20 protein-coding genes are annotated in these 18,884 nt (G+C 47.3%); 14 read left to right on the top strand and 6 right to left on the bottom strand.

Going from position 1 to position 18,884, the window contains the following annotated elements:
• Nucleotides 1-101: 101 nt before the first annotated feature.
• Entirely contained in the window at nt 102-326 is a 225-nt protein-coding gene (locus tag MHH60_RS11500; protein ID WP_076101319.1) for a YezD family protein, read from the top strand.
• Nucleotides 327-508: 182 nt separating this feature from the next.
• Here MHH60_RS11500 and MHH60_RS11495 read toward each other — a convergent pair whose 3' ends face one another.
• Both MHH60_RS11495 and MHH60_RS11490 read right to left on the bottom strand, forming a co-directional pair.
• Nucleotides 509-724, bottom strand: a complete 216-nt coding sequence (locus tag MHH60_RS11495; RefSeq protein WP_143766685.1) for a hypothetical protein — start codon at nt 722-724, stop codon at nt 509-511.
• A 101-nt stretch (nt 725-825) separates the two neighbouring features.
• Entirely contained in the window at nt 826-1,134 is a 309-nt protein-coding gene (locus tag MHH60_RS11490) for a hypothetical protein (protein WP_076134873.1), read from the bottom strand.
• A 179-nt stretch (nt 1,135-1,313) separates the two neighbouring features.
• Here MHH60_RS11490 and MHH60_RS11485 point away from each other — a divergent pair, with 179 nt between their 5' ends.
• The 3 genes from MHH60_RS11485 (at nt 1,314) to MHH60_RS11475 (ending at nt 4,319) form a co-directional block, all read left to right on the top strand.
• The gene (locus tag MHH60_RS11485; RefSeq protein ID WP_370511168.1) at nt 1,314-1,727 is read left to right on the top strand and encodes a GNAT family N-acetyltransferase; all 414 of its coding nucleotides are present in this window, start codon (nt 1,314-1,316) and stop codon (nt 1,725-1,727) included.
• Nucleotides 1,728-1,957: 230 nt separating this feature from the next.
• Nucleotides 1,958-2,590 carry an NAD(P)-dependent oxidoreductase gene (locus MHH60_RS11480; protein ID WP_076134874.1) on the top strand — a complete coding sequence of 211 codons (633 nt, stop codon included), beginning with the start codon at nt 1,958-1,960 and terminating at the stop codon, nt 2,588-2,590.
• A gap of 79 nt (nt 2,591-2,669) precedes the next feature.
• Nucleotides 2,670-4,319 carry a bifunctional ADP-dependent NAD(P)H-hydrate dehydratase/NAD(P)H-hydrate epimerase gene (locus tag MHH60_RS11475; RefSeq protein WP_076134875.1) on the top strand — a complete coding sequence of 550 codons (1,650 nt, stop codon included), beginning with the start codon at nt 2,670-2,672 and terminating at the stop codon, nt 4,317-4,319.
• A 16-nt stretch (nt 4,320-4,335) separates the two neighbouring features.
• Here the strand turns inward: MHH60_RS11475 and MHH60_RS11470 are convergent, their stop codons facing one another.
• Together MHH60_RS11470 and MHH60_RS11465 are read right to left on the bottom strand one after the other, a co-directional pair.
• Nucleotides 4,336-4,791 carry a hypothetical protein gene (locus MHH60_RS11470; protein WP_076134876.1) on the bottom strand — a complete coding sequence of 152 codons (456 nt, stop codon included), beginning with the start codon at nt 4,789-4,791 and terminating at the stop codon, nt 4,336-4,338.
• Nucleotides 4,792-4,822: 31 nt separating this feature from the next.
• Nucleotides 4,823-5,722 carry an SDR family oxidoreductase gene (locus MHH60_RS11465; RefSeq protein ID WP_076134877.1) on the bottom strand — a complete coding sequence of 300 codons (900 nt, stop codon included), beginning with the start codon at nt 5,720-5,722 and terminating at the stop codon, nt 4,823-4,825.
• A 124-nt stretch (nt 5,723-5,846) separates the two neighbouring features.
• On the opposite strand from MHH60_RS11465, the gene MHH60_RS11460 reads away from it, so the two are divergent.
• From MHH60_RS11460 to sdaAA, 3 genes are all read left to right on the top strand, one after another.
• Complete coding sequence (locus MHH60_RS11460) at nt 5,847-6,845, top strand: GNAT family N-acetyltransferase (RefSeq protein WP_232061124.1); 999 nt, start codon at nt 5,847-5,849, stop codon at nt 6,843-6,845.
• A gap of 155 nt (nt 6,846-7,000) precedes the next feature.
• Nucleotides 7,001-7,711, top strand: coding sequence for an L-serine ammonia-lyase, iron-sulfur-dependent subunit beta (sdaAB, locus tag MHH60_RS11455; RefSeq protein ID WP_076124558.1), 711 nt, complete (start codon nt 7,001-7,003; stop codon nt 7,709-7,711).
• Nucleotides 7,708-8,586 carry an L-serine ammonia-lyase, iron-sulfur-dependent, subunit alpha gene (gene sdaAA, locus MHH60_RS11450; protein WP_076134878.1) on the top strand — a complete coding sequence of 293 codons (879 nt, stop codon included), beginning with the start codon at nt 7,708-7,710 and terminating at the stop codon, nt 8,584-8,586. Before sdaAB ends, sdaAA begins: the two co-directional genes overlap by 4 nt.
• Before the next feature lie 2 nt (nt 8,587-8,588).
• On the opposite strand, the gene MHH60_RS11445 is transcribed toward sdaAA, so the two are convergent.
• Nucleotides 8,589-8,891, bottom strand: a complete 303-nt coding sequence (locus MHH60_RS11445; RefSeq protein ID WP_076124555.1) for a hypothetical protein — start codon at nt 8,889-8,891, stop codon at nt 8,589-8,591.
• 62 nt (nt 8,892-8,953) lie between these two features.
• Between MHH60_RS11445 and MHH60_RS11440 the strand changes: the two genes are divergently transcribed.
• Nucleotides 8,954-9,151 (top strand): YwbE family protein, encoded by a 198-nt coding sequence (locus MHH60_RS11440; protein WP_036682616.1) that lies wholly within the window; start codon nt 8,954-8,956, stop codon nt 9,149-9,151.
• Nucleotides 9,152-9,221: 70 nt separating this feature from the next.
• On the opposite strand, the gene MHH60_RS11435 is transcribed toward MHH60_RS11440, so the two are convergent.
• Nucleotides 9,222-10,004 (bottom strand): HNH endonuclease, encoded by a 783-nt coding sequence (locus tag MHH60_RS11435; RefSeq protein ID WP_341040592.1) that lies wholly within the window; start codon nt 10,002-10,004, stop codon nt 9,222-9,224.
• Between the two features lie 305 nt (nt 10,005-10,309).
• Here MHH60_RS11435 and MHH60_RS11430 point away from each other — a divergent pair, with 305 nt between their 5' ends.
• From MHH60_RS11430 to MHH60_RS11405, 6 genes are all read left to right on the top strand, one after another.
• On the top strand, nt 10,310-10,699 hold the full coding sequence (locus MHH60_RS11430) for a hypothetical protein (protein ID WP_232061125.1): 390 nt from the start codon (nt 10,310-10,312) through the stop codon (nt 10,697-10,699).
• A 52-nt stretch (nt 10,700-10,751) separates the two neighbouring features.
• Complete coding sequence (locus MHH60_RS11425) at nt 10,752-11,771, top strand: LacI family DNA-binding transcriptional regulator (protein WP_076134881.1); 1,020 nt, start codon at nt 10,752-10,754, stop codon at nt 11,769-11,771.
• A gap of 394 nt (nt 11,772-12,165) precedes the next feature.
• Nucleotides 12,166-13,503 (top strand): glycoside hydrolase family 30 protein, encoded by a 1,338-nt coding sequence (locus MHH60_RS11420; RefSeq protein ID WP_076134882.1) that lies wholly within the window; start codon nt 12,166-12,168, stop codon nt 13,501-13,503.
• Nucleotides 13,504-13,531: 28 nt separating this feature from the next.
• Nucleotides 13,532-16,759, top strand: coding sequence for a cellobiose phosphorylase (locus MHH60_RS11415; RefSeq protein WP_076134883.1), 3,228 nt, complete (start codon nt 13,532-13,534; stop codon nt 16,757-16,759).
• A gap of 173 nt (nt 16,760-16,932) precedes the next feature.
• Entirely contained in the window at nt 16,933-17,922 is a 990-nt protein-coding gene (locus tag MHH60_RS11410) for an ABC transporter permease (RefSeq protein ID WP_076134884.1), read from the top strand.
• A 17-nt stretch (nt 17,923-17,939) separates the two neighbouring features.
• Nucleotides 17,940-18,830: a carbohydrate ABC transporter permease gene (locus MHH60_RS11405; protein ID WP_036682603.1), complete on the top strand. Its 891-nt coding sequence runs from the start codon at nt 17,940-17,942 to the stop codon at nt 18,828-18,830.
• Nucleotides 18,831-18,884: the final 54 nt, after the last annotated feature.

Below are 18,884 nucleotides of genomic sequence, written 5' to 3'. Positions count from 1 at the left end.
ATGCTAAGTTAATTCATAGTATACTGGTTGGTAATAACGGAATTGAGAAAAAAAGAAATTTAGGCGGATATAATCCTTTGGTGAGAAAGGGAGGCTAGAGAATGGCTAAACCGCTGAAAGTGGACGATTTATGGCTTACGCGGATTGCAGGACTTCTGGATGATATGGAATTTGGCTCATTGCATATTGTGGTGCATGAAGGTCAGATTGTTCAGATGGAGCGTACGGAGCGCAAACGGTTTGAGAATAGCAGTGGCAACGCAAATGGACGTTATATTGGTGAAAGCGGCAGCCGGCGGGCCGATTCTCAATCGGCGGGACGTTGATTCAATCTCTGGGCAATCATAAAGGTATATATCATCTTTTTGGATAAAAGATTATGGAGTTGTCACATGAGCCACGAAATGGCTGCTGGGGCAACTCCTTTTCTTCGTATGCTGGGATATTTGGCACGTATGACGCACCATATGACGCACCCCATCGGACTCAGTTGACGCTAAACGCAGTATTATGCCACATTTGCCACGCTAACGGACCGCATAGCCGCTAGTGGCATAAAAAACACCACATATGGGCCTGATTCTAAGCAATAACGTCCCTGGAGTCCGAAACCACGCTCCAAAAGCTGAAAAGGTGCAAATAACGTCATCTGGGTCCGCAGGTCGCCGGGAATGATGAGTGTTGAAGCAAACCGCTCATGAGTAAAAACACAGCAATATGTCATCCGGGTCCATAGGTCGCAGAGGATGATCTGTCTTTTTACGACGTTTACAAATGATTCGGCCCGTGGGGCAGCTACTTATTTTGATGTTGCAGGTACGTTTGTTAATAACGAGGGGCTTGGCGTGAGGCGGATACGCCCTCCATCAACAGGATGAACGCAGTAATGGCGTGCATAATCCAACCAACGATCGGAACAAAAGCTAAAATCGAGGTGATAATGCCCAGAACGTTACCCATGAACGGTTTATGTTCTCTTTGCAGCACAACAACGGCTACAGCATGAAGCAAAAAGGCAATGGCCAAAGGGACCCAACCATTAGCAATGATAAAGAGTCCGCCAATCAACGGTAGAGCCAGAAAAGCTTCATAAAGGCATGTTCCCCATTTGAACAGCTTGGCTACAGGAGACATAATGCTTCACCCACCCTTTTATAAATATTGTTACAGATACTATTCCACACAGTCAGTAAAGGAATTCAAGAATATAATGCTTATCCCTCAGTTTCAAAAACATCCCTAGCAGTGAGCCTTGCCTGTGAACCATGCAGTCGTATATAGTGGGAACAGCAATGCTGAACGGAGGAATGCGGGTGGAAACAACAAGAAAGCTTGATATAAGCCATGAACAGCCTTCAATGGAACAGTATTTGGCGCTGAGAAAAGAAGCTGGGCTGAGTGAAATGAGTGTGGAAGGTGCAGCGATCGGTTTGCCTCGTTCTATTTTTGCGGTAACTTTGTATGAGGAGAATAACCTAATCGGGATGGGGCGGGTGATTGGCGATGGGGGATGCTTTTTTCAGGTCACGGATATCGCGGTCAAGCCTTCACATCAAGGACAAGGTTTGGGAAAGCTGATCATGCGGGAAATTAGAGAGTTCCTTAATACTGTACCTGACAAGGCTTATGTAAGTCTGATTGCAGATGGAGAAGCCTCGAAGCTCTATGCACAATATGGTTTTGAATCGGTTATGCCACGTTCTCAGGGAATGTTTTTGCGTCGCTAAGCTAAGGCGAATTCATGCTGCTTTTTTAGTAGAGAGTGCCCCTTGTATTGGTTAAGGGGTTTTTGGTCTGGAAGTGGAGTAGTAGGCGCGATCTGGTTTCGATTGGATCTCAGGGGATAAATAATGTTTAAAGGCTGTAAGGGAAAAGCTATTCAGATGAGCATCAAAAAATAATAGAGCAGAAGGCTACACGATAATGGCCTTGCTCGTAGAATGTGAGGAACAACAAGATGGATGTTGTAATATTGGGCGCTTCAGGAACGATTGGAAAGGCAATTGTACAGGAGGCATTAAAAAGAAAACACGAAGTAACAGCTGCGGTACGCAATCCAGAGACAATAACTCTCGAACACGAGCGTTTACATGTGACAACGGTGGATATTCTTGATCCGGCTTCAGTAGCGGCTGCAGTCCGTGGCCATGAAGAGGTAATAAGTGCTTATGGACCAGGAGCGGGCCACGAGCAGGATCTGATTACGGCGGCAAAAGCGTTGGTGGAGGGTATGCAGACGGCAGGGTTAAATCGGCTGTTGGTTGTTGGAGGTGCAGGTAGCTTAAAGACTGAAACTGGAGAGCTGCTGATGAATACACCTGATTTTCCGGAAGAGTTTAAACCGGTTGCAGAGGCGCATGCGCAGGCTTATGAGATTTACAAAAATACAGAATTGGATTATACGTATCTCAGTCCTGCTGCGGTAGTTCATCCAGGTCGTCGTACAGGTCATTTCCGTATCGGATTGGACCGTCTTGTTCTAGATGAGAATGGTGAAAGCAAGATCAGTGTGGAGGATTTGGCTGTAGCTATGGTGGATGAGCTGGAGGAAGGGAATTTTAGTCGGGCCAGATTTACTGTCGCTTACTGATATCTGACTTGCGCTCGGACTTGTACTTGGAATTGCGTGTGAAGCTTTGGAACGGTAGATAGCGGAAAGGGGCTAAATCATGTATCTGGTAACTGCTGAGCAAATGAGGCAGCTGGACAGCGAAACGATCCAGCAACTGGGGATTCCAGCGATTGCGCTGATGGAGAATGCGGGAAGAGTTATCGCAGAGGAGATCATCGATCTTTGCCGGGAGAGAGGCGGGGCAGGCAGCAGGAATGCAGCCGAAGGGAACGATTCTGGGCTAAAGGAGGCCGCGCTGGGTGACCCAGGCAAGGCATTTAAGGTCAGCGCAGATCATGCGCTGACGCTTGCCTCTGCCGCATCCGAGCGATGGTTCATCCTCGTCGGCAAAGGCAACAACGGCGGCGATGGCCTCGCCGCCGCACGGTACCTTCGCGAGACCGGCATCGCCGTCACGCTCGTCTATGCGGTGCCGCCGGAGTCGCTCTCCGGCGAGGCCGCCCTGCAGCGCGATGCGGCTGCAGCCATGGGCCTGCCTGCCGTAGTATACGGCAGGGATCGGCTGGACCTTGCCGAGTGCAGCGGCATCCTGGATGCGCTGCTCGGCACCGGCGGCGCGGGAGCCCCGCGCGGCGCCTATGCGGAGCTGATTGCCGCAGCGAACAGCAGCGGCAAGGTCATTGTGTCCGCGGACATCCCGAGTGGTCTGAACGCGGACACAGGAGAGACGCATGAGCCTTGCATTCATGCGTCAGTGACGGTATGCCTCGCGTTTCTCAAGCGAGGCATACTGCAATACCCCGGTGCAGGCGCAGCGGGGCATGTGAAGGTACGGGCCATCGGCATTCCGACTGCTCTGGCTCTTAACAGCGGTGTGCAGGTTCATCTGCTGACACCGGAAGTGCTGCATGCCCATTTGGGTGTCGATCTGGCCCGGTGGCGGTCGCCTGAAGGCCATAAGGGGACTTATGGGCATGTACTCCTTGCTGCCGGCACCTTACGGATGAGCGGCGCGGGACTACTGGCAGCCCGTGCTGCGCTGCGCACGGGCTGCGGATTGGTGACGTGGGCGCTTCCTAAGAAGCTGTTACCTTCCGTCATCGGTGTTGTTCCTGAACTCATGCTGGCCGATGTAGGTGGCAGTGAAGAGGGAAGCTGGGAGGCTGAGACCGCGTCCAAGCTATTGAAGTTAAGCGAAGAGCAAGATGTAATCGCTGTGGGACCAGGTCTTGGACGGTTCCCGGGTGATACAGATTGGCTTCGCAGTCTTTGGGAAGGCAGTGATTGCCCGCTGGTTATCGATGCCGATGCTTTAAATATTCTGGCTGACTCCGATTATAAGAGTTGGGCGCAGCGGCATCATTCTGTAATTCTGACACCTCACCCAGGGGAGATGGCTCGCCTGGCTAACCTAACTACGGCTGAGGTCCAGCGTGACCGAATCGGTCTGGCTATGGACTATGCCAAGGAGTATGGGGTTACGCTTGTGTTAAAAGGAGCGCATACCGTGATAGCAACTCCTGAAGGGCAAGCTTATGTAAATACCACAGGCCATCCCGGCATGGGCACTGGTGGAGCTGGTGATGTGCTAACGGGCATGATTTCCAGCCTGCTGGCTCAGGGACTTCATGCTACGCAGGCAGCAGCTTTTGGGGTATACCTGCACGGATTAGCAGGAGAGGGAGCAGCCCGTCAGCGGAATAATCCGGCGGCTATTATTGCCGGAGATATCATTGAAGCGCTTTGAGTATCCCTAATAAGGCTTATGACAGCAGTAAGCAGAGCAGTGGCAGAAACAGGGCGAATACTGGCAGCAACAGAGGAAACCTTTCTACACCAAGCTGGGTCACTCTGAGAAGGAGTAGTCCCAGGACTCCACCTAGACCCCATAGCAGATATTCTGCACCTTGTTCCGCTGCCAGCCATAGACCTGCACCAAAACCCGTGATGACATATACAGCAAGGGGCAGGATAGGGGATTTGGAGCGCAGAATACGCAGCAGTACATCTGCTACTAACGCCGCAGGCAATCCATAAGCATAAATGGCATAAGGAATCGATAGTGGCCAGCCTTCAGGAATTCCATCGGATTGTGGAAATCCAAGCATAAGTAAGGTAATAAGGACGTAAGTTAGCCCTGCGCAGGCTAATTTGGTTAATGCGTACATGCCACTGCTTAGGCGGACAGAAGAGATATCATAATCATTTATCTTATTCATTTGATATACATTCCTCTCGTGGTGTGATGCATCAGCTGGTGACCATGTCTCCACCATTGACATGAATACATGTCCCGGTAACATACGAAGAATCCGGTCCCGCTAAATAAAGATAGGCTCCTGCTAACTCATATGGCTGTGCGGCACGTTTAAAGGGTGTATCCGTCCCAAATACACTAACCTCATCTGCGGAGTAGCTGGAGGGGATTAGTGGTGTCCATACGGGTCCGGGAGCTACGCTATTGACACGAATGCCAGAGTCTACGAGTGATAAGGCTAAAGAGCGGGTAAAGGAGACGATCGCGCCTTTAGTTGAGGAATAATCTATAAGCTCTTTATTTCCTTGATAGGCAGTAATGGAAGCAGTGTTGATGATGGCTGCGCCTTTTTTTAGATGTGGAAGTGCGGCTTGTGTCAGGTAAAAGAACGGAAATATATTCGTCTGAAACGTTTGGTAGAGCTGTGCTTCCGTGATATCCAGAATACTTTTTTGTGGATACTGGACGCCATGATTGTTGACGAGGATGTCCAGCTTGCCAAAAGTGCGAAGGGTATGCTCCACAGCCTTGAAGCAGTTTTCCTTATGGCGTAAATCAACTTCGATCCGCAAACAACATTGCCCTAATTCTTCAATTCGCCGCTGAGTGACCTCTGCATCTGAAGCTTCGTATAAATAAGCTATAGCGACATCTGCACCTTCCTTTGCAAAAGCAATGGCCGCCGCTTTACCAATTCCGCTGTCGCCTCCGGTGATGAGCGCAATTTTTCCTTTTAGCTTTCCACTGCCGGTGATCTCCGGATTTTCACTGATGGGGCGAGGATTCATTAGACTCTCTAGACCAGGCTGACGGTCTTGATGCTGTGGGGGAAAAGCAATAGGCTGTTTCTTACATATCGTTTGTTCCCCATAATAGGGGTAGGTGGGGTTCATTTTTACATACACTCCTCCTTGCCTTCTATCTTCCGTATATTTCTATGCATGCGCCTAGAAAAGCGTGCGCTGTTATCCGGTCCTGCCTGTGTTTATAACCTAGTCGAGGGAGCGTTTGTCAGAGATGAATGATTGGCGAAACATAGATTATCTAAATCGTGGAACTCCAGTGCAAAAAGAGGTCTATACCCTGTTAAGAGAATTAAATATTATAAGTTTGCTGGCCGACTATAACCCGGTGCTGGTTGGCACAGTGCCGCTTGGAATTCAGGTGAAGGGCAGCGACCTGGATATTATTTGTGAGGTGCATGATTCCGTAAAATTTAGGGATATTGTTAGTCGATATTTCGGAACCATGGATGAGTTTACTAGTGTATCGCGTGTGGTGGACGGGGTCCCTCGAACGAAAATTAACTTTATGGCCGGTGGCTGGCCTATAGAACTGTTTGGGCAGCCGCAACCCACAGCTTTGCAGAATGGTTACTTACATATGATCATTGAAGCGGAAATTCTAGCTCAGCTGGATAATGATTTTCGCCAGCAGATCATTACAATGAAAACAAACGGGTGGAAGACCGAACCTGCCTTCGCGCAAGTGCTGGGCTTGGAAGGTGACCCTTATGAAGCGCTGTTGATGCTGGAAAAGCTTCCGCGGAGTGCTCTTTATGCTTTTTTGTCATTCTATACAAGCGAGGGGATAGACATGAATTATCGAGAGATGATTGCGGATGATTATGAAGCTGCCTACCAGCTATGGGAAAATACAGAGGGAATGGGACTTAGTGAAGCGGATTCGAGACTGGAGATTGCACGTTATCTGGAGCGTAATGCTGGCTTCAGCCAGATCTGCGAGAATGAAGGCGGCCGGATTGTAGGAACTGCATTGTGTGGACATGATGGGCGAAGAGGTTATATGTATCATGTTGCAGTTAGTAATGACTGCCGAGGCATGGGCATCGGGCGTGAGCTTGTAAAGCGTTGTCTTGGTAATTTACATGCAGCTGGTATCGCAAAATGTCATCTGATGGTGATTGGAACCAATGAACAAGGAAGGGGATTCTGGGAAGGGATAGGCTGGCAGTATAGAGGTGGAATTGTGTTATACTCCCAGGATGTCTTGTGATACATAAGATGCGAAATGAAAATACTATCTAAGTGAAATATCATTAGATTAGAAGTGGATATATCACAGCAAATGTAACGGTGAACTCCGACTGCCAGTGCAGTATACTATATATGAGTTTGATAATTGCCTATTTTGCAGGCAGGAGGTCTTTTATGCGTTTTAAAGATGTGTTTTCAATTATTGGCCCGGCCATGGTCGGGCCTTCAAGTTCGCATACAGCCGGTGCGGCACGGATCGGAAGGGCTGCAAGGCAGGTGCTGGGTGAAGTGCCGCGTGTGGCAGAAGTGACGTTTTTTGGTTCTTTTGCAGCTACTTATCAGGGCCATGGCACAGACCGGGCTATTGTCGGAGGGCTTTTGGATTACGCTACCGATGATCATCGGTTACCCGACTCTCTGGAGTTAGCGGCTGAAGCTGGAATGGACGTATCTTTTGAGCAAGGAACGGGATTGTTTCCTCATCCTAACACAGTTAAACTGCATCTTATCGGACAAGAGACAGGAAGTGAGCTGACTTTAACGGGGACATCCATCGGTGGTGGAAACATTGAGATCGTCGATGTGGATGGTTTTGGAGTAAAGCTTACGGGAATGTATCCGACGGTATTGATTCATCATATGGATTATTTAGGTGTTCTGGCGAGTGTTACAGAAGTGATGCGTAACGGACAATTTAATATAGGGCATATGTCTCTGGATCGGAAGAATCGCAGCGGTGCAGCCTTAACGGTACTGGAGCTGGATGAAGCTGCTACTCCAGAGCTTATTGAAGCGCTTAAAGCGCTCACTGCGGTGAAATCGGTGAAATTGGTTAATTTAAACGAAGGTAAGCAAGATGAGAAGGGGAAGGAAAGCTTAACATGAATTTTCAAACACTTAGCCAACTGGCTGTATTATGTGAGGAGCGTGGCCTCACCATTGGATCCCTTATGCTCGAAGAGCAAAGCGCGGAATCTGGACGTTCCAGTGAACAGGAATTTGCCACAATGCGTGAGTATTACGGGGTGATGAAAGAGGCTGTTCATCGTGGGATGCATGAAGATACCACTTCGCGCAGCGGCCTTACGGGAATGGATGCCCAGCGTGTAGGAGCCTATAACGCAGCAGATGAACCATGCCTAGGTGGACCCGCTGGTCAAGCAATGGCCTATGCCTTGGCTGTATCCGAGGTTAATGCCTCAATGGGCCGCATAATTGCTACACCTACGGCAGGTTCATGCGGAATTATTCCGGGTGTATTTCTCAGCTGCCAGGAACGGTTTGGCTGGGATGATGACTATATGGTTTCCGGTTTGTTCGCTGCAGGAGCGATCGGTTATGTCATTGCCAACAATTCGTTTGTATCTGGTGCAGAGGGTGGCTGTCAGGCGGAGGTCGGGTCGGCCATCGGGATGGCGGCAGGAGCTTTAACCGAACTGCGTGGAGGAACGCCTGCACAAGCAGTACATGCTGTTGGGTTGGCGCTTAAGAACACCTTAGGACTGATTTGTGATCCGGTGGGAGGACTCGTAGAGATTCCTTGTATCGTTAGAAACGGATTCGGTGCAGTGACCGCGCTCGCCGCCGCCGATATGGCGCTGGCTGGTGTTCGGAGCGTGATTCCTTCTGATGAAGTAATCAAGGTCATGCTTGAGGTAGGCTCAGCTATGCCAGAAAAACACCGCGAGACCGCAGGTGGCGGATTAGCACAGACACCTACCGGCCGCAAGATCATGCAAGATTTACGTAAAAAGAAGTGATTTTAGAGCATTTTGAAACGTTCCAACTGTTCCCATAATCCTTCCTTCCGAAGGATTTCTGCTTGTTTGGGTCCCAAAAGGTCAAAGTGGGGGAACGGCGAACGATTATGAATATATTTAGCCGGCAGTCCATTTTCCTCACACCAATATGTTAGTCTGGTTAGGTCACTACAGCCGACCTTGGTGACAGTAGTCATGCCGGGAAAACGCGGGTCTAGCCAGTAATGGGTTAAGAAAGCGATCTCTCCTGCGGAGACTGCCTTTTTCCAGCGGGTTAATTCTTCTCTGTTGATGCCGAAGGCCATTACGTCTCCTCCTTATCTAGTATAGTTGACAACATTATAACTCATTGAAAGGGGATTACATCATGAACGGACAGGTAAGAGCCGATATTCGTCCTGGGCTTGAAGTGGATATTGTGCTTAAGCAGGATCAGCCGACGGGTAAGCTAACACATGGAACGGTAAAGGATATTCTCACGAACTCACCTCGACATCCGCATGGCATCAAGGTGCGTTTAACCAGTGGACAGGTAGGACGAGTTAAGAATATTGTTGCTAACTAACAATAAACTTTACCTTTGATTTTTATAAAAAAGCGCCCTTAATCCACTGAGATTGGGGCGTTTTTCTATTTTATCTGCTCATAAAATCCTCAACAGACTTATCGGCTTTGGTCTGATTACATAACGTACAAGCGCAAACACAATTATCCGGAGTAGTATGGCCGCCTTTAGCACGGGGGAGCAAATGATCTATAGTGTCTCCATAGGAGCCACAGAAGTAGCAAGTATAGTTGTCTCTAGTCAATATATAAGCACGGAAATCCTTATTGCTGTAAATCCGGCGGATGGTTCGGCGATTCACTACGATAGCGGCATGTTCTCTGACTAGAGTAACCGCAAGCTCGTAGTCAATTTCCTGATGCCAGCGATGTCCTTTATCACTGTGGCCACGCATTAGAATTTTCCCATTGGCGGAGGGAATCAATTGCGTTGGATCTTCCGGACTCAGTTTCACGCCTTGAGAATGAGATTGTTTCCTACGTTGTTCCAAGCCCCGTATGCGCTGATTTGGGTTGGATTGCGGTGAAGAAGCAACCATGGAAGAAGGCTTTCCTTGCTTGGAGCGTTCCTTGACAGCTGAAGAAGGGGGTTGAGTGGTATCAGGTTGTAATGGAATGGGACCTGCTGCAAGAGTGAGATCTATGTTTTGTCGTTGTTTGCGGCACTCCCGACAAGCGCCACGGCGAGACTGGCCTTTGGAACGTTTGCCGGTACGTTTACGAAATTCAGAGAGCGGCTTCTGTTGCTGGCAATAGGTACATTGTTTGGTGGATAAAAGATGGGTATCGTTCATAGATATGTTAGGTTCAGCGCGTCTTTGCGCCCGTCCTGTCTCCTTGTTTTTAGGATCCAATGTATTTTATTTATTAGATTCAGTCGGCAGGGGTAACATTTCTTTCTAATCTTAGTATAGCGTAAAATACAATCGTTCACATCGCACTCAAAAAAAGCTTAAATACGGCTTTTTGTGTGATATCTGTCTTGGTGACATTCAGGAAAAACATGTAAAATCAAAAAGAGCTGTTAGGAATGCTCTACTTTTTAAACATGGGAAGGGGTACTGAAATGAAGCCAACCAAAAAAAGGCCATTTACGGTAACATTGCTTTATATTCTTCATATATTTTTGGGGGTTGGAGCGTTAGCAGGAGGCGGGTCAATGGTCATAGATCCTAGTGGTGATCTGATACACATACCCACATCTATGTTGGAAAGATCGCCATTTTCAGATTTTTTAATTCCGGGTACTTTGCTATTCATCGTATTTGGTATCCTGCCCATGTTCGTGTTGTATGGGTTGATCAAGAGACCGGAATGGCATTGGGTGAATATTTTGAATCCCTTTAAAAAATTATATAGCTTCTGGGCATTGTCCCTATATATCGGATTTGGTCTAATTATTTGGATTATGGTGCAGACGTATATGCTTGACAGTGTGGTAATTATACATCTGGTCTATATGAGTCTAGGGCTTTTGATCCAAGCTGTGACGCTGCTTCCTTCCGTACAAAGTTACTTTTTGCTGGACGGCGGTACCGAAAGACGTTAAAATTGCAGTGAACTGAAGGTATTTCATTAGTCTGGGCAAGGAGTGAACCGGATTGACAACTATATACGATATTGCCAAAAGAACCGGTTACTCTCCTACAACGGTATCCAAGGCGTTTAATAATTATTCCGATGTACGGGAGAAGACTCGCCAGGAAATTTTCCGGGTTGCCCAAGAAATGGGATATTTGCCGAATTCCCATGCCCGTACACTGACCACTAAGAAATCATGGACCATCGGTGTATTGTTTGTAGAGAATACGGGATTTGGTATTCGCCATCCCTTTTTTAGCGCTGTGATTGAGAGCTTTAAGAAGGTTGCTGTGGATAAGGGGTATGCCCTCATGTTTATTTCCAAGGATGTTGGGGGGAAGCAAAGTGGGTATTTGGAGAATTGCCGAATCCGTGGTGTAGATGGTGTTGTTGTTTTCTTGTCTGATTATGAGGACCCCTATTTCCGTGAGCTGCTAGAGAGTGATATTCCTACTGTGATTCTGGATTTTGAGACTACGCAGTCGCATACGGTATGTTCGGATAATACGGCTGGAGCTCAGCTTGCGATAGAGTATTTAGTTTCTTTGGGTCATCGCAAGATTGCTCATATTTCCGGGGGGATGAACACTTTTCCCGGTAAAACTCGGGAGTTAGGGTATAAGTACGCTATGAAGCAGCAGGGGCTTGAAGTGCCGGAGTCCTATGTTGTGAATGGAGCTTTTTATTCTCGTGAAAGTGGTTATCAAGCGATGCTGGAGCTTCTTAAGCTGCCTGATCGGCCAACCGCTGTTTTTGCTTCGGGTGACATGTTAGCTTTAGGGGCTATTATGGCGGTAAAAGATAGTGGACTTTCCGTACCGCTGGACATTTCAGTTGTAGGGTACGATGATATTGATTTAGCTGAGTATGTTACACCTGCATTGACAACCATTCGTCAGGATACGGCACTTTTAGGAAGCCGGGCAGCGGACATTCTTTTAGCATCGATTGAAGGGAAGCAGTTGGATAAGGAAGCGGTTTTAGTTCCGGTAGAAGTGATCGAACGGGAATCCTGTGCGCCTCCGGCTAGCGGGAATTAGGGCCGTATCAAATTCCATAACTACAGTGAGCGGCTGCTATCCACAGGATAAATCTTGACGTAGAGAAAAGAGTCCTGATAAAGTAGAGGACATCATAGCTTGAATTGTTCCTATGTGGTATTTGCTACAGCGTATTCAGAGGAATAGGGCTATAATGGGGCATATTGTTATGCCGCTTTTTTCCTGCTCTCGTTAGATCATTTTTTTTCGTAATAATCGAAACCGGTTTCGATTATAGGTTTCGAATTGATATGAAATCAAAGTTTACCGAGGGTTTCCTTGAATTTACTCAAACGTTTCAGGGGTCCATCGCTCCGAACCCTAACATCGGATGGTGATCCAGTAAAGACAGTGCTTGTTGTTAGTAACAAAACAATTAGAGGAGATGGATGAAATGGCAAAAGTCCAAACTGTAGTAACTGCAAAAGATACAGGCGAACGCTTAACTCCGAAAGAGGCAATTGTTTTTAGCACAAGAGTAGATTCTGGATCTGCTGATGTAGAGCTTAAGCCAGAGCAGGAGTTCCAAAAGATGATCGGATTTGGCGGCGCTTTCACGGAAGCTGCGGCCTATACGTTGTCACGGCTCAGTCCTGAGAAACGGGCAGAGGTTATTCACCGCTATTTTCATCCGGTAGAGGGGCTAGGCTATAACATGGGTCGTGTTCATATCCATAGCTGTGACTTTGCTCTTGGAAATTATACTTATGTCGCTGATCATGATACGGAGCTGGCTACCTTTGATATCTCTCATGATCATAAGTGGGTGCTTCCGCTGATTAAGGATGCAATGCAGGTAAAAGGCGGAGCGTTCACGATGTTGGCTTCTCCTTGGAGCCCTCCGGCATGGATGAAAACAAATGGTGAAATGAATAATGGAGGATCACTCAAGCCAGAATACGCTGAAGTTTGGGCACGCTATTATACCAAATTTATCGAAGCTTATGGGAAGGAAGGCGTACCTATTTGGGCGGTTTCCGTGCAAAATGAGCCGGCTGCTGTTCAAGTCTGGGATTCTTGTATTTATAGTGCGGAAGAGGAACGCGATTTTGTTAAAAATCATCTCGGTCCAGTGATGCAGCAGGCAGGCCATTCCGATGTGAACATTGTCATCTGGGATCATAACCGCGATATTATGGTCGAACGTGCTTCGGTTGTGTTGTCTGATCCTGAAGCTGCACAATATGTGTGGGGTACAGGCATCCACTGGTATGGTGGTGAGGAGTTCGACAAGGTAGAGAAGGTACATGATCTATTTCCTGACAAACATCTATTGTTCACTGAGGGCTGTCAAGAGGGCGGCGTCAAGCTTGGCGAATGGTTTACAGGTGAACGTTACGGCAGAAATATGATTGGGGATCTCAATGCATGGACAGAAGGATACCTGGACTGGAACCTCGTACTGGATGAGACCGGCGGGCCCAATCATGTAGGGAATCTCTGTGATGCCCCAATTATAGCAGATACAACAACAGACGAATTGCACTATAACAGCTCATATTATTATATCGGGCATTTCAGTAAATTTATCGCGCCAGGTGCGGTACGGATTGGCTTTACTTCTGAAGCGGAAGGAATCCTATCCACAGCATTCCGTAATCCGGACGGCAGCATTGCTGTCATATTGATGAATGAGAGCGAAGAAGTTCGCACGGTAACCCTGGGGCTTGGCGAAGAAATTGCCAACTGCGAGCTATCCCCTCATTCTATCGTAACGCATCTGATTTCATAAATAAGTAACAGTTTAGGAGGACATTAACGTGAGTAATTATTATTTCGAATCAGGTAACTTTGTAATGGAGCAGTTTGATACAGGAAAGCCTTTCTCCAGTTTCCTGCCAGGTCTTGCAGGTCTTAAGGGAATTCCAATGTGGACTTTTTATGTGAACCGGGGGCAAGCGATTTGCAGCTTTGGGGTACGCGACAAGAACTCGCCAATCATGGAATTCTCTCCAGCAAATATCTCTTATAAAGACGTAGGAACCACCGGATTCCGAACCTTTATTAAAATAAAAAGCGAGCAAGAGATTTATGAGCCATTTCAATCGGCACGTCCAGATCCTGCCGCCAAGCGGATCATGACCATTTTGCCTAACGGACTGACCCTTGAAGAAAGCCATGCCGGGCATGGGCTGAAGACGACTGTACACTATTTCAATCTGCCTAATGACGATTATGCCGCGTTGGTACGTCGGGTGGAGATTGAGAATATCGGTGGCAAAGAGATTGAGCTGGAGCTGATGGATGGTCTGCCTGAGATTTTGCCTTACGGAGTAGAAAACAGCGGATACAAGGAGATTGGTAACCTGCTGCGCAGCTGGATGGACGTATACAATCTGGAGAACGGTATTCCGTTCTATAAGCTGCGTTCCAGCACCAATGATAGTGCGCAGGTTAGCGAAATCACAAATGGACATTTCTATCTGTCGTTTACTGGAGAAGGAGAAAAAGTCGCGCCAATCGTTGATTTCGAACTTATTTTCGGCGGCAATACCTCTCTTACTTACCCAGACCGCTTTGCGGGATTAACGCTTTCGGAGCTGAGTGAGCTTCCACAATATCCAGTCAATAAGGTTCCTTGCGGCTTCAGTGGTGTGGGTAGACGTTTGGCACCCGGCAGCAGCTTGACCCTGAATACTTTGGTTGGGCATGTAAATGACATCGACAAAATCAATAAAAAGGCGGAGCAGTTATGCCGGGATGAATATATCCTGTCCAAATCCCAGGAAGCCGCAGGTCTGACAGAGAAATTAACGGAAGACATTGCCACGCACACTTCATCGGCTGTGTTTGATGCTTATTGCCGTCAGTCCTATCTCGATAACTTCCTGCGCGGAGGCTATCCTTTTATTTTTGACAATGGCGGAGATGGCTTTGTAGTTCATTTATATTCCCGCAAGCATGGGGATTTGGAGCGCGACTATAACTTCTTCTCACTTGCCCCAGAATACTATTCACAGGGGAACGGTAACTTCCGCGATATGAATCAGAACCGCCGGAATGATGTGTTTTTTAATCCGAAGGTGGGCAGCTTCAACATCAAAATGTTCTATAGCTTGATTCAAGCAGATGGCTACAACCCACTAAGTGTTCAAGGAACAACCTTTGAAGTGAAGCCAGACAGCAAAGCGAAGGCTGCGGAATGGATCGGAGAAGCGGCTGCGGATCATCAAGCTGAGCTTGTTAAGCTATGCAACAGCCGGTTCACCCCGGGCAGCCTGATCAATTACATTGCGGATCATAACGTTACGTTGAAGGTTAGTGAGCAGGAGTTTCTGTCGGGTCTGCTGGCCCTGTCACAGCAAAACATTGAGGCTGCTTTTGGCGAAGGCTTCTGGTCTGATCACTGGACGTACAATTTGGATCTCGTAGTAGGTTATTTGGACATCTTCCCCGACAAGAAGCAGGAGCTTTTATTTGGGGATAGTACTTATGCGTTCTATGACAGCCCAGCATATGTGCTGCCACGTAGTGAGAAGTATGTAATTAGTGACGGAAAAGCCCGGCAATATGGCGCCCTCCTTGAAGATGAGGAGAAGCTGCATAAGCTGAAATGGAAAGCTGTAGATACCCATTGGCTGTGTACCAAAGGTGGGCAAGGTGCTATTTACCACACCAATCTGTTCGTGAAGATGTTGTCTCTTGCTTTGAATAAATTTGCTACGCTTGACCCTTACGGCATGGGTGTGGAGATGGAAGGCAACAAGCCGGGCTGGAACGATGCCATGAACGGTCTGCCGGGATTGTTTGGCTCCGGAATGAGTGAGACTTTTGAGCTGAAGCGTACTGTAGTCTTTTTGCTGGATGTGCTGAACGGTGCTGAGAATGTACAGGGAGCTGTAAAGCTGCCAGAAGAAATCGCGAAGCTGCTTGAAGCGGTATATCACGCGGTAACTGCTGTCCTAGCAGGAGAAGTTGAACAATTCAACTATTGGGATACAGTAGCTTCAGCCCGAGAAGCTTATAGAGCAAGTATCCGGTTTGGCATTACGGGTTCTGAAACTGAAGTAACCTTGGAACACATCCGCGAAGCTCTTTCCAAGTTCCTGGTTAAAATTGATGAGGGAATCAACAAGGCGGTAGAAATGGGCAATGGACTTACCCCAACCTATTTCCGCTTTGAAGCGGAGAAATTCCATCAGGTAACAGATGCTGAGGGTCAGCCAGTAATTAGCGGATACGGGTTGCCAAAGGTTGTGGTAGAGGAGTTTAAGGCTTATGCCTTGCCTTATTTCCTAGAAGGACCTACCCGCTGGTTGAAGACGATGAAGAATCCGGTGCAGGCAAAAGAAATCTATAATCTGATTAAGCAAACAGAGCTGTATGATCAGGCAACATCTATGTATCAGACCTCTGTTAGTCTAGAAGGTGAATCGCATGAAATCGGACGGATGAGAGCCTTCACACCAGGCTGGCTAGAACGGGAGTCTAACTTCCTGCACATGTCCTATAAGTATTTGCTTGAGCTGCTGAAGGGCGGGCTGTATGAGGAATTCTACGGCGAGCTGAAGACGTCGCTGGTGCCATTCCTTGATCCTTCTGTTTATGGACGTAGTACACTGGAGAATTCATCATTTATCGCAACTGGAGGCAATCCTGATCCAAATAACCATGGTAGAGGGTTCGTAGCGAGACTTAGTGGATCGACCGCGGAATTCTTAAGCATGTGGAGAACAATGATGGCTGGAAGCCATGTTTTCAGTATGGAGGATGGAGCGCTTACGCTGTCTCTCGATCCGGTATTGCCAGGATGGCTGTTTGATGAAGAGGGTAAACTGTCTTTCACTTTCCTAGGGAATACGGAGGTAATCTATTCTAATCCAAAACGTGAAAATACCTTTGGCGAGAAGAAGGTTAGCATTCAATCTTTGATGCTTGTATACCGCAATGGAACTGTGACTAAAATATCTGGAGCGTTCGTGCGCGGTGAAGAGGCAGAGGCTCTGCGGCGTGGAGAAATCGCGCAAATTCAAGCAGTATTAGCATAAAAATAGAGGGGCGAGCTGCGGCTCGCCCTTAAATTTTCACTCCATCCGAAAAATGGTACCTATAATCCGAAATTCAAAGCCTTACGGAGACAGGCAAAAGCAAATACAATGGATACATAAACATTGTAAGCGCTTTAGATTAAATACAGATATAGAGCCTGGAGGTCCAAAGGATGGAGAACAAAAAAAGCATGGAAGTAAGCTCAGCGATGAAGCCGTTAAGTCCTGGCAATTTCGAAACCGGTAAAGTAAATCGAAGCCCGCTTTGGAAGAGGTTCATTGCCCAGCGTCATTTGCAGACAATGGCTCTACTCGGCATTGCGTGGATGATAATCTTTAACTACATTCCCATGTATGGAATTATCATTGCTTTTAAAGATTACAACATCGTTAAAACGATTGCAGAAGCCCCATGGGTGGGACTTACACATTTCAAAGAGTTCATGGATGATGACAATCTCTCGAATGTAATTAAAAATACGCTCGGCATCAGCTTGTTTAAGCTAATTATCGGATTTCCCTTGCCAATAATATTTGCTCTATTTCTGAATGAAGTTCGTTCAATGAAATTCAAGAAGACCATACAGACGATTTCGTATTTGCCCCACTTTCTCTCATGGGTGGTACTCGGAGGGATTTTGGCTACATGGCTTGCTGATGTAGGAATTATCAACAACATTTTGCTAGCGCTTCATCTGATTGATCAGCCAATTACATACTTGGCTGAGCCTGGTTACTTCTGGACAATTATTATCTCCTCTGATATCTGGAAAGAACTTGGATGGTCAGCGATTATCTATTTAGCAGCAATTTCCGGTGTATCTCCTGAAATGTACGAGGCGGCGACAATCGACGGCGCGGGCAGATTTCAGAAGATGTGGTATGTTACCTTGCCGGCGATTAAATCGACAATCAGCATTCTCTTCATTCTCGCGGTCAGCGGAGTGCTGAACTCCAACTTTGATCAGATTCTGGTCCTGCGCAACTCACTGAATGATAGTGCAAGTAATGTAATTGATTACTATGTGTACTATACAGGGATTCTCTCAGGCCGCTTCTCTTACTCAACAGCAGTTGGATTGTTAAAATCGGTTATCGCTCTAATATTGCTGCTGATTGCCAACCAAGTATCTAAAAAAATCAACGATACATCGTTGTTCTAGGATAAGGAGGACCATATATGTTTGCACTTAAGCGTAAAACGAAGGGCGAGGCCCTGTTCGATATCATCAATAATCTCATTATGTTATGTATCTGCTTCATAACGCTTTACCCGATCTGGTACGTATTGGTTAACGCCTTCAATAACGGTAATGACGCCATGCGGGGAGGAATCTACTGGTGGCCGCGGATGTTCAGCTTTGAGAATTTCGAGGCCGTATTTGCCAGCCCCGGCATCATGCAGGCGATGTGGGTTACTGTCGCCAAAACACTTTTGGGTACTGTACTGCATGTATTTTTCACAGCGATGGTAGCTTATGCATTCTCCAGAAAAAACCTCATTGGCGGTAAGTTCTACATGCTTATGGGTACAGTGACTCTCTTTTTTGGCGGGGGACTCATTCCTACCTTCCTGCTGATGAAGGACCTTCACCTATTGGAGAATTTCCTAGTCTATATTATTCCGGTTATGTTTAGCTTCTTTGATCTTATTATCTTCATGACCTTTTTCCGGGAGATTCCCGATGGGCTGGAAGAAGCGGCACGGATTGACGGTGCTAATGATTGGTCCATCTTTCTAAGAATCGTACTTCCAGTATCCATGCCTGTAATTGCTACCATTGCGCTGTTCCATGGCGTGTATCAGTGGAATGATTACTTCACGGGTATGATCTATATCAATAATACTGATCTGCAGCCGATTCAGACGTATTTGTTCCGGGTCGTCGCACAATCGAGCTCTAGTCAAATGATGGTCGCTGTACAAGGCAGCAGCGTTACGAGAAGCGTAACGTCACAGTCCATTAAGCTGGCGACGATGGTAGTGACCACATTGCCGATAGTATTCGTGTATCCGTTCCTGCAGCGTTATTTCGTTAAAGGGATGATGATCGGCTCCATTAAGGGCTGATGTCTAGCAGTGATAACTCCTCCGGTTGCCTACAGCTGTAGGCACTGGGGTTGA

Origin of the sequence: Paenibacillus sp. FSL H7-0716 (genome assembly GCF_038002705.1) — a bacterium.
GTDB lineage: Bacteria > Bacillota > Bacilli > Paenibacillales > Paenibacillaceae > Paenibacillus_AQ > Paenibacillus_AQ odorifer.
This window is presented reverse-complemented; position numbering and strand designations above follow the sequence as displayed.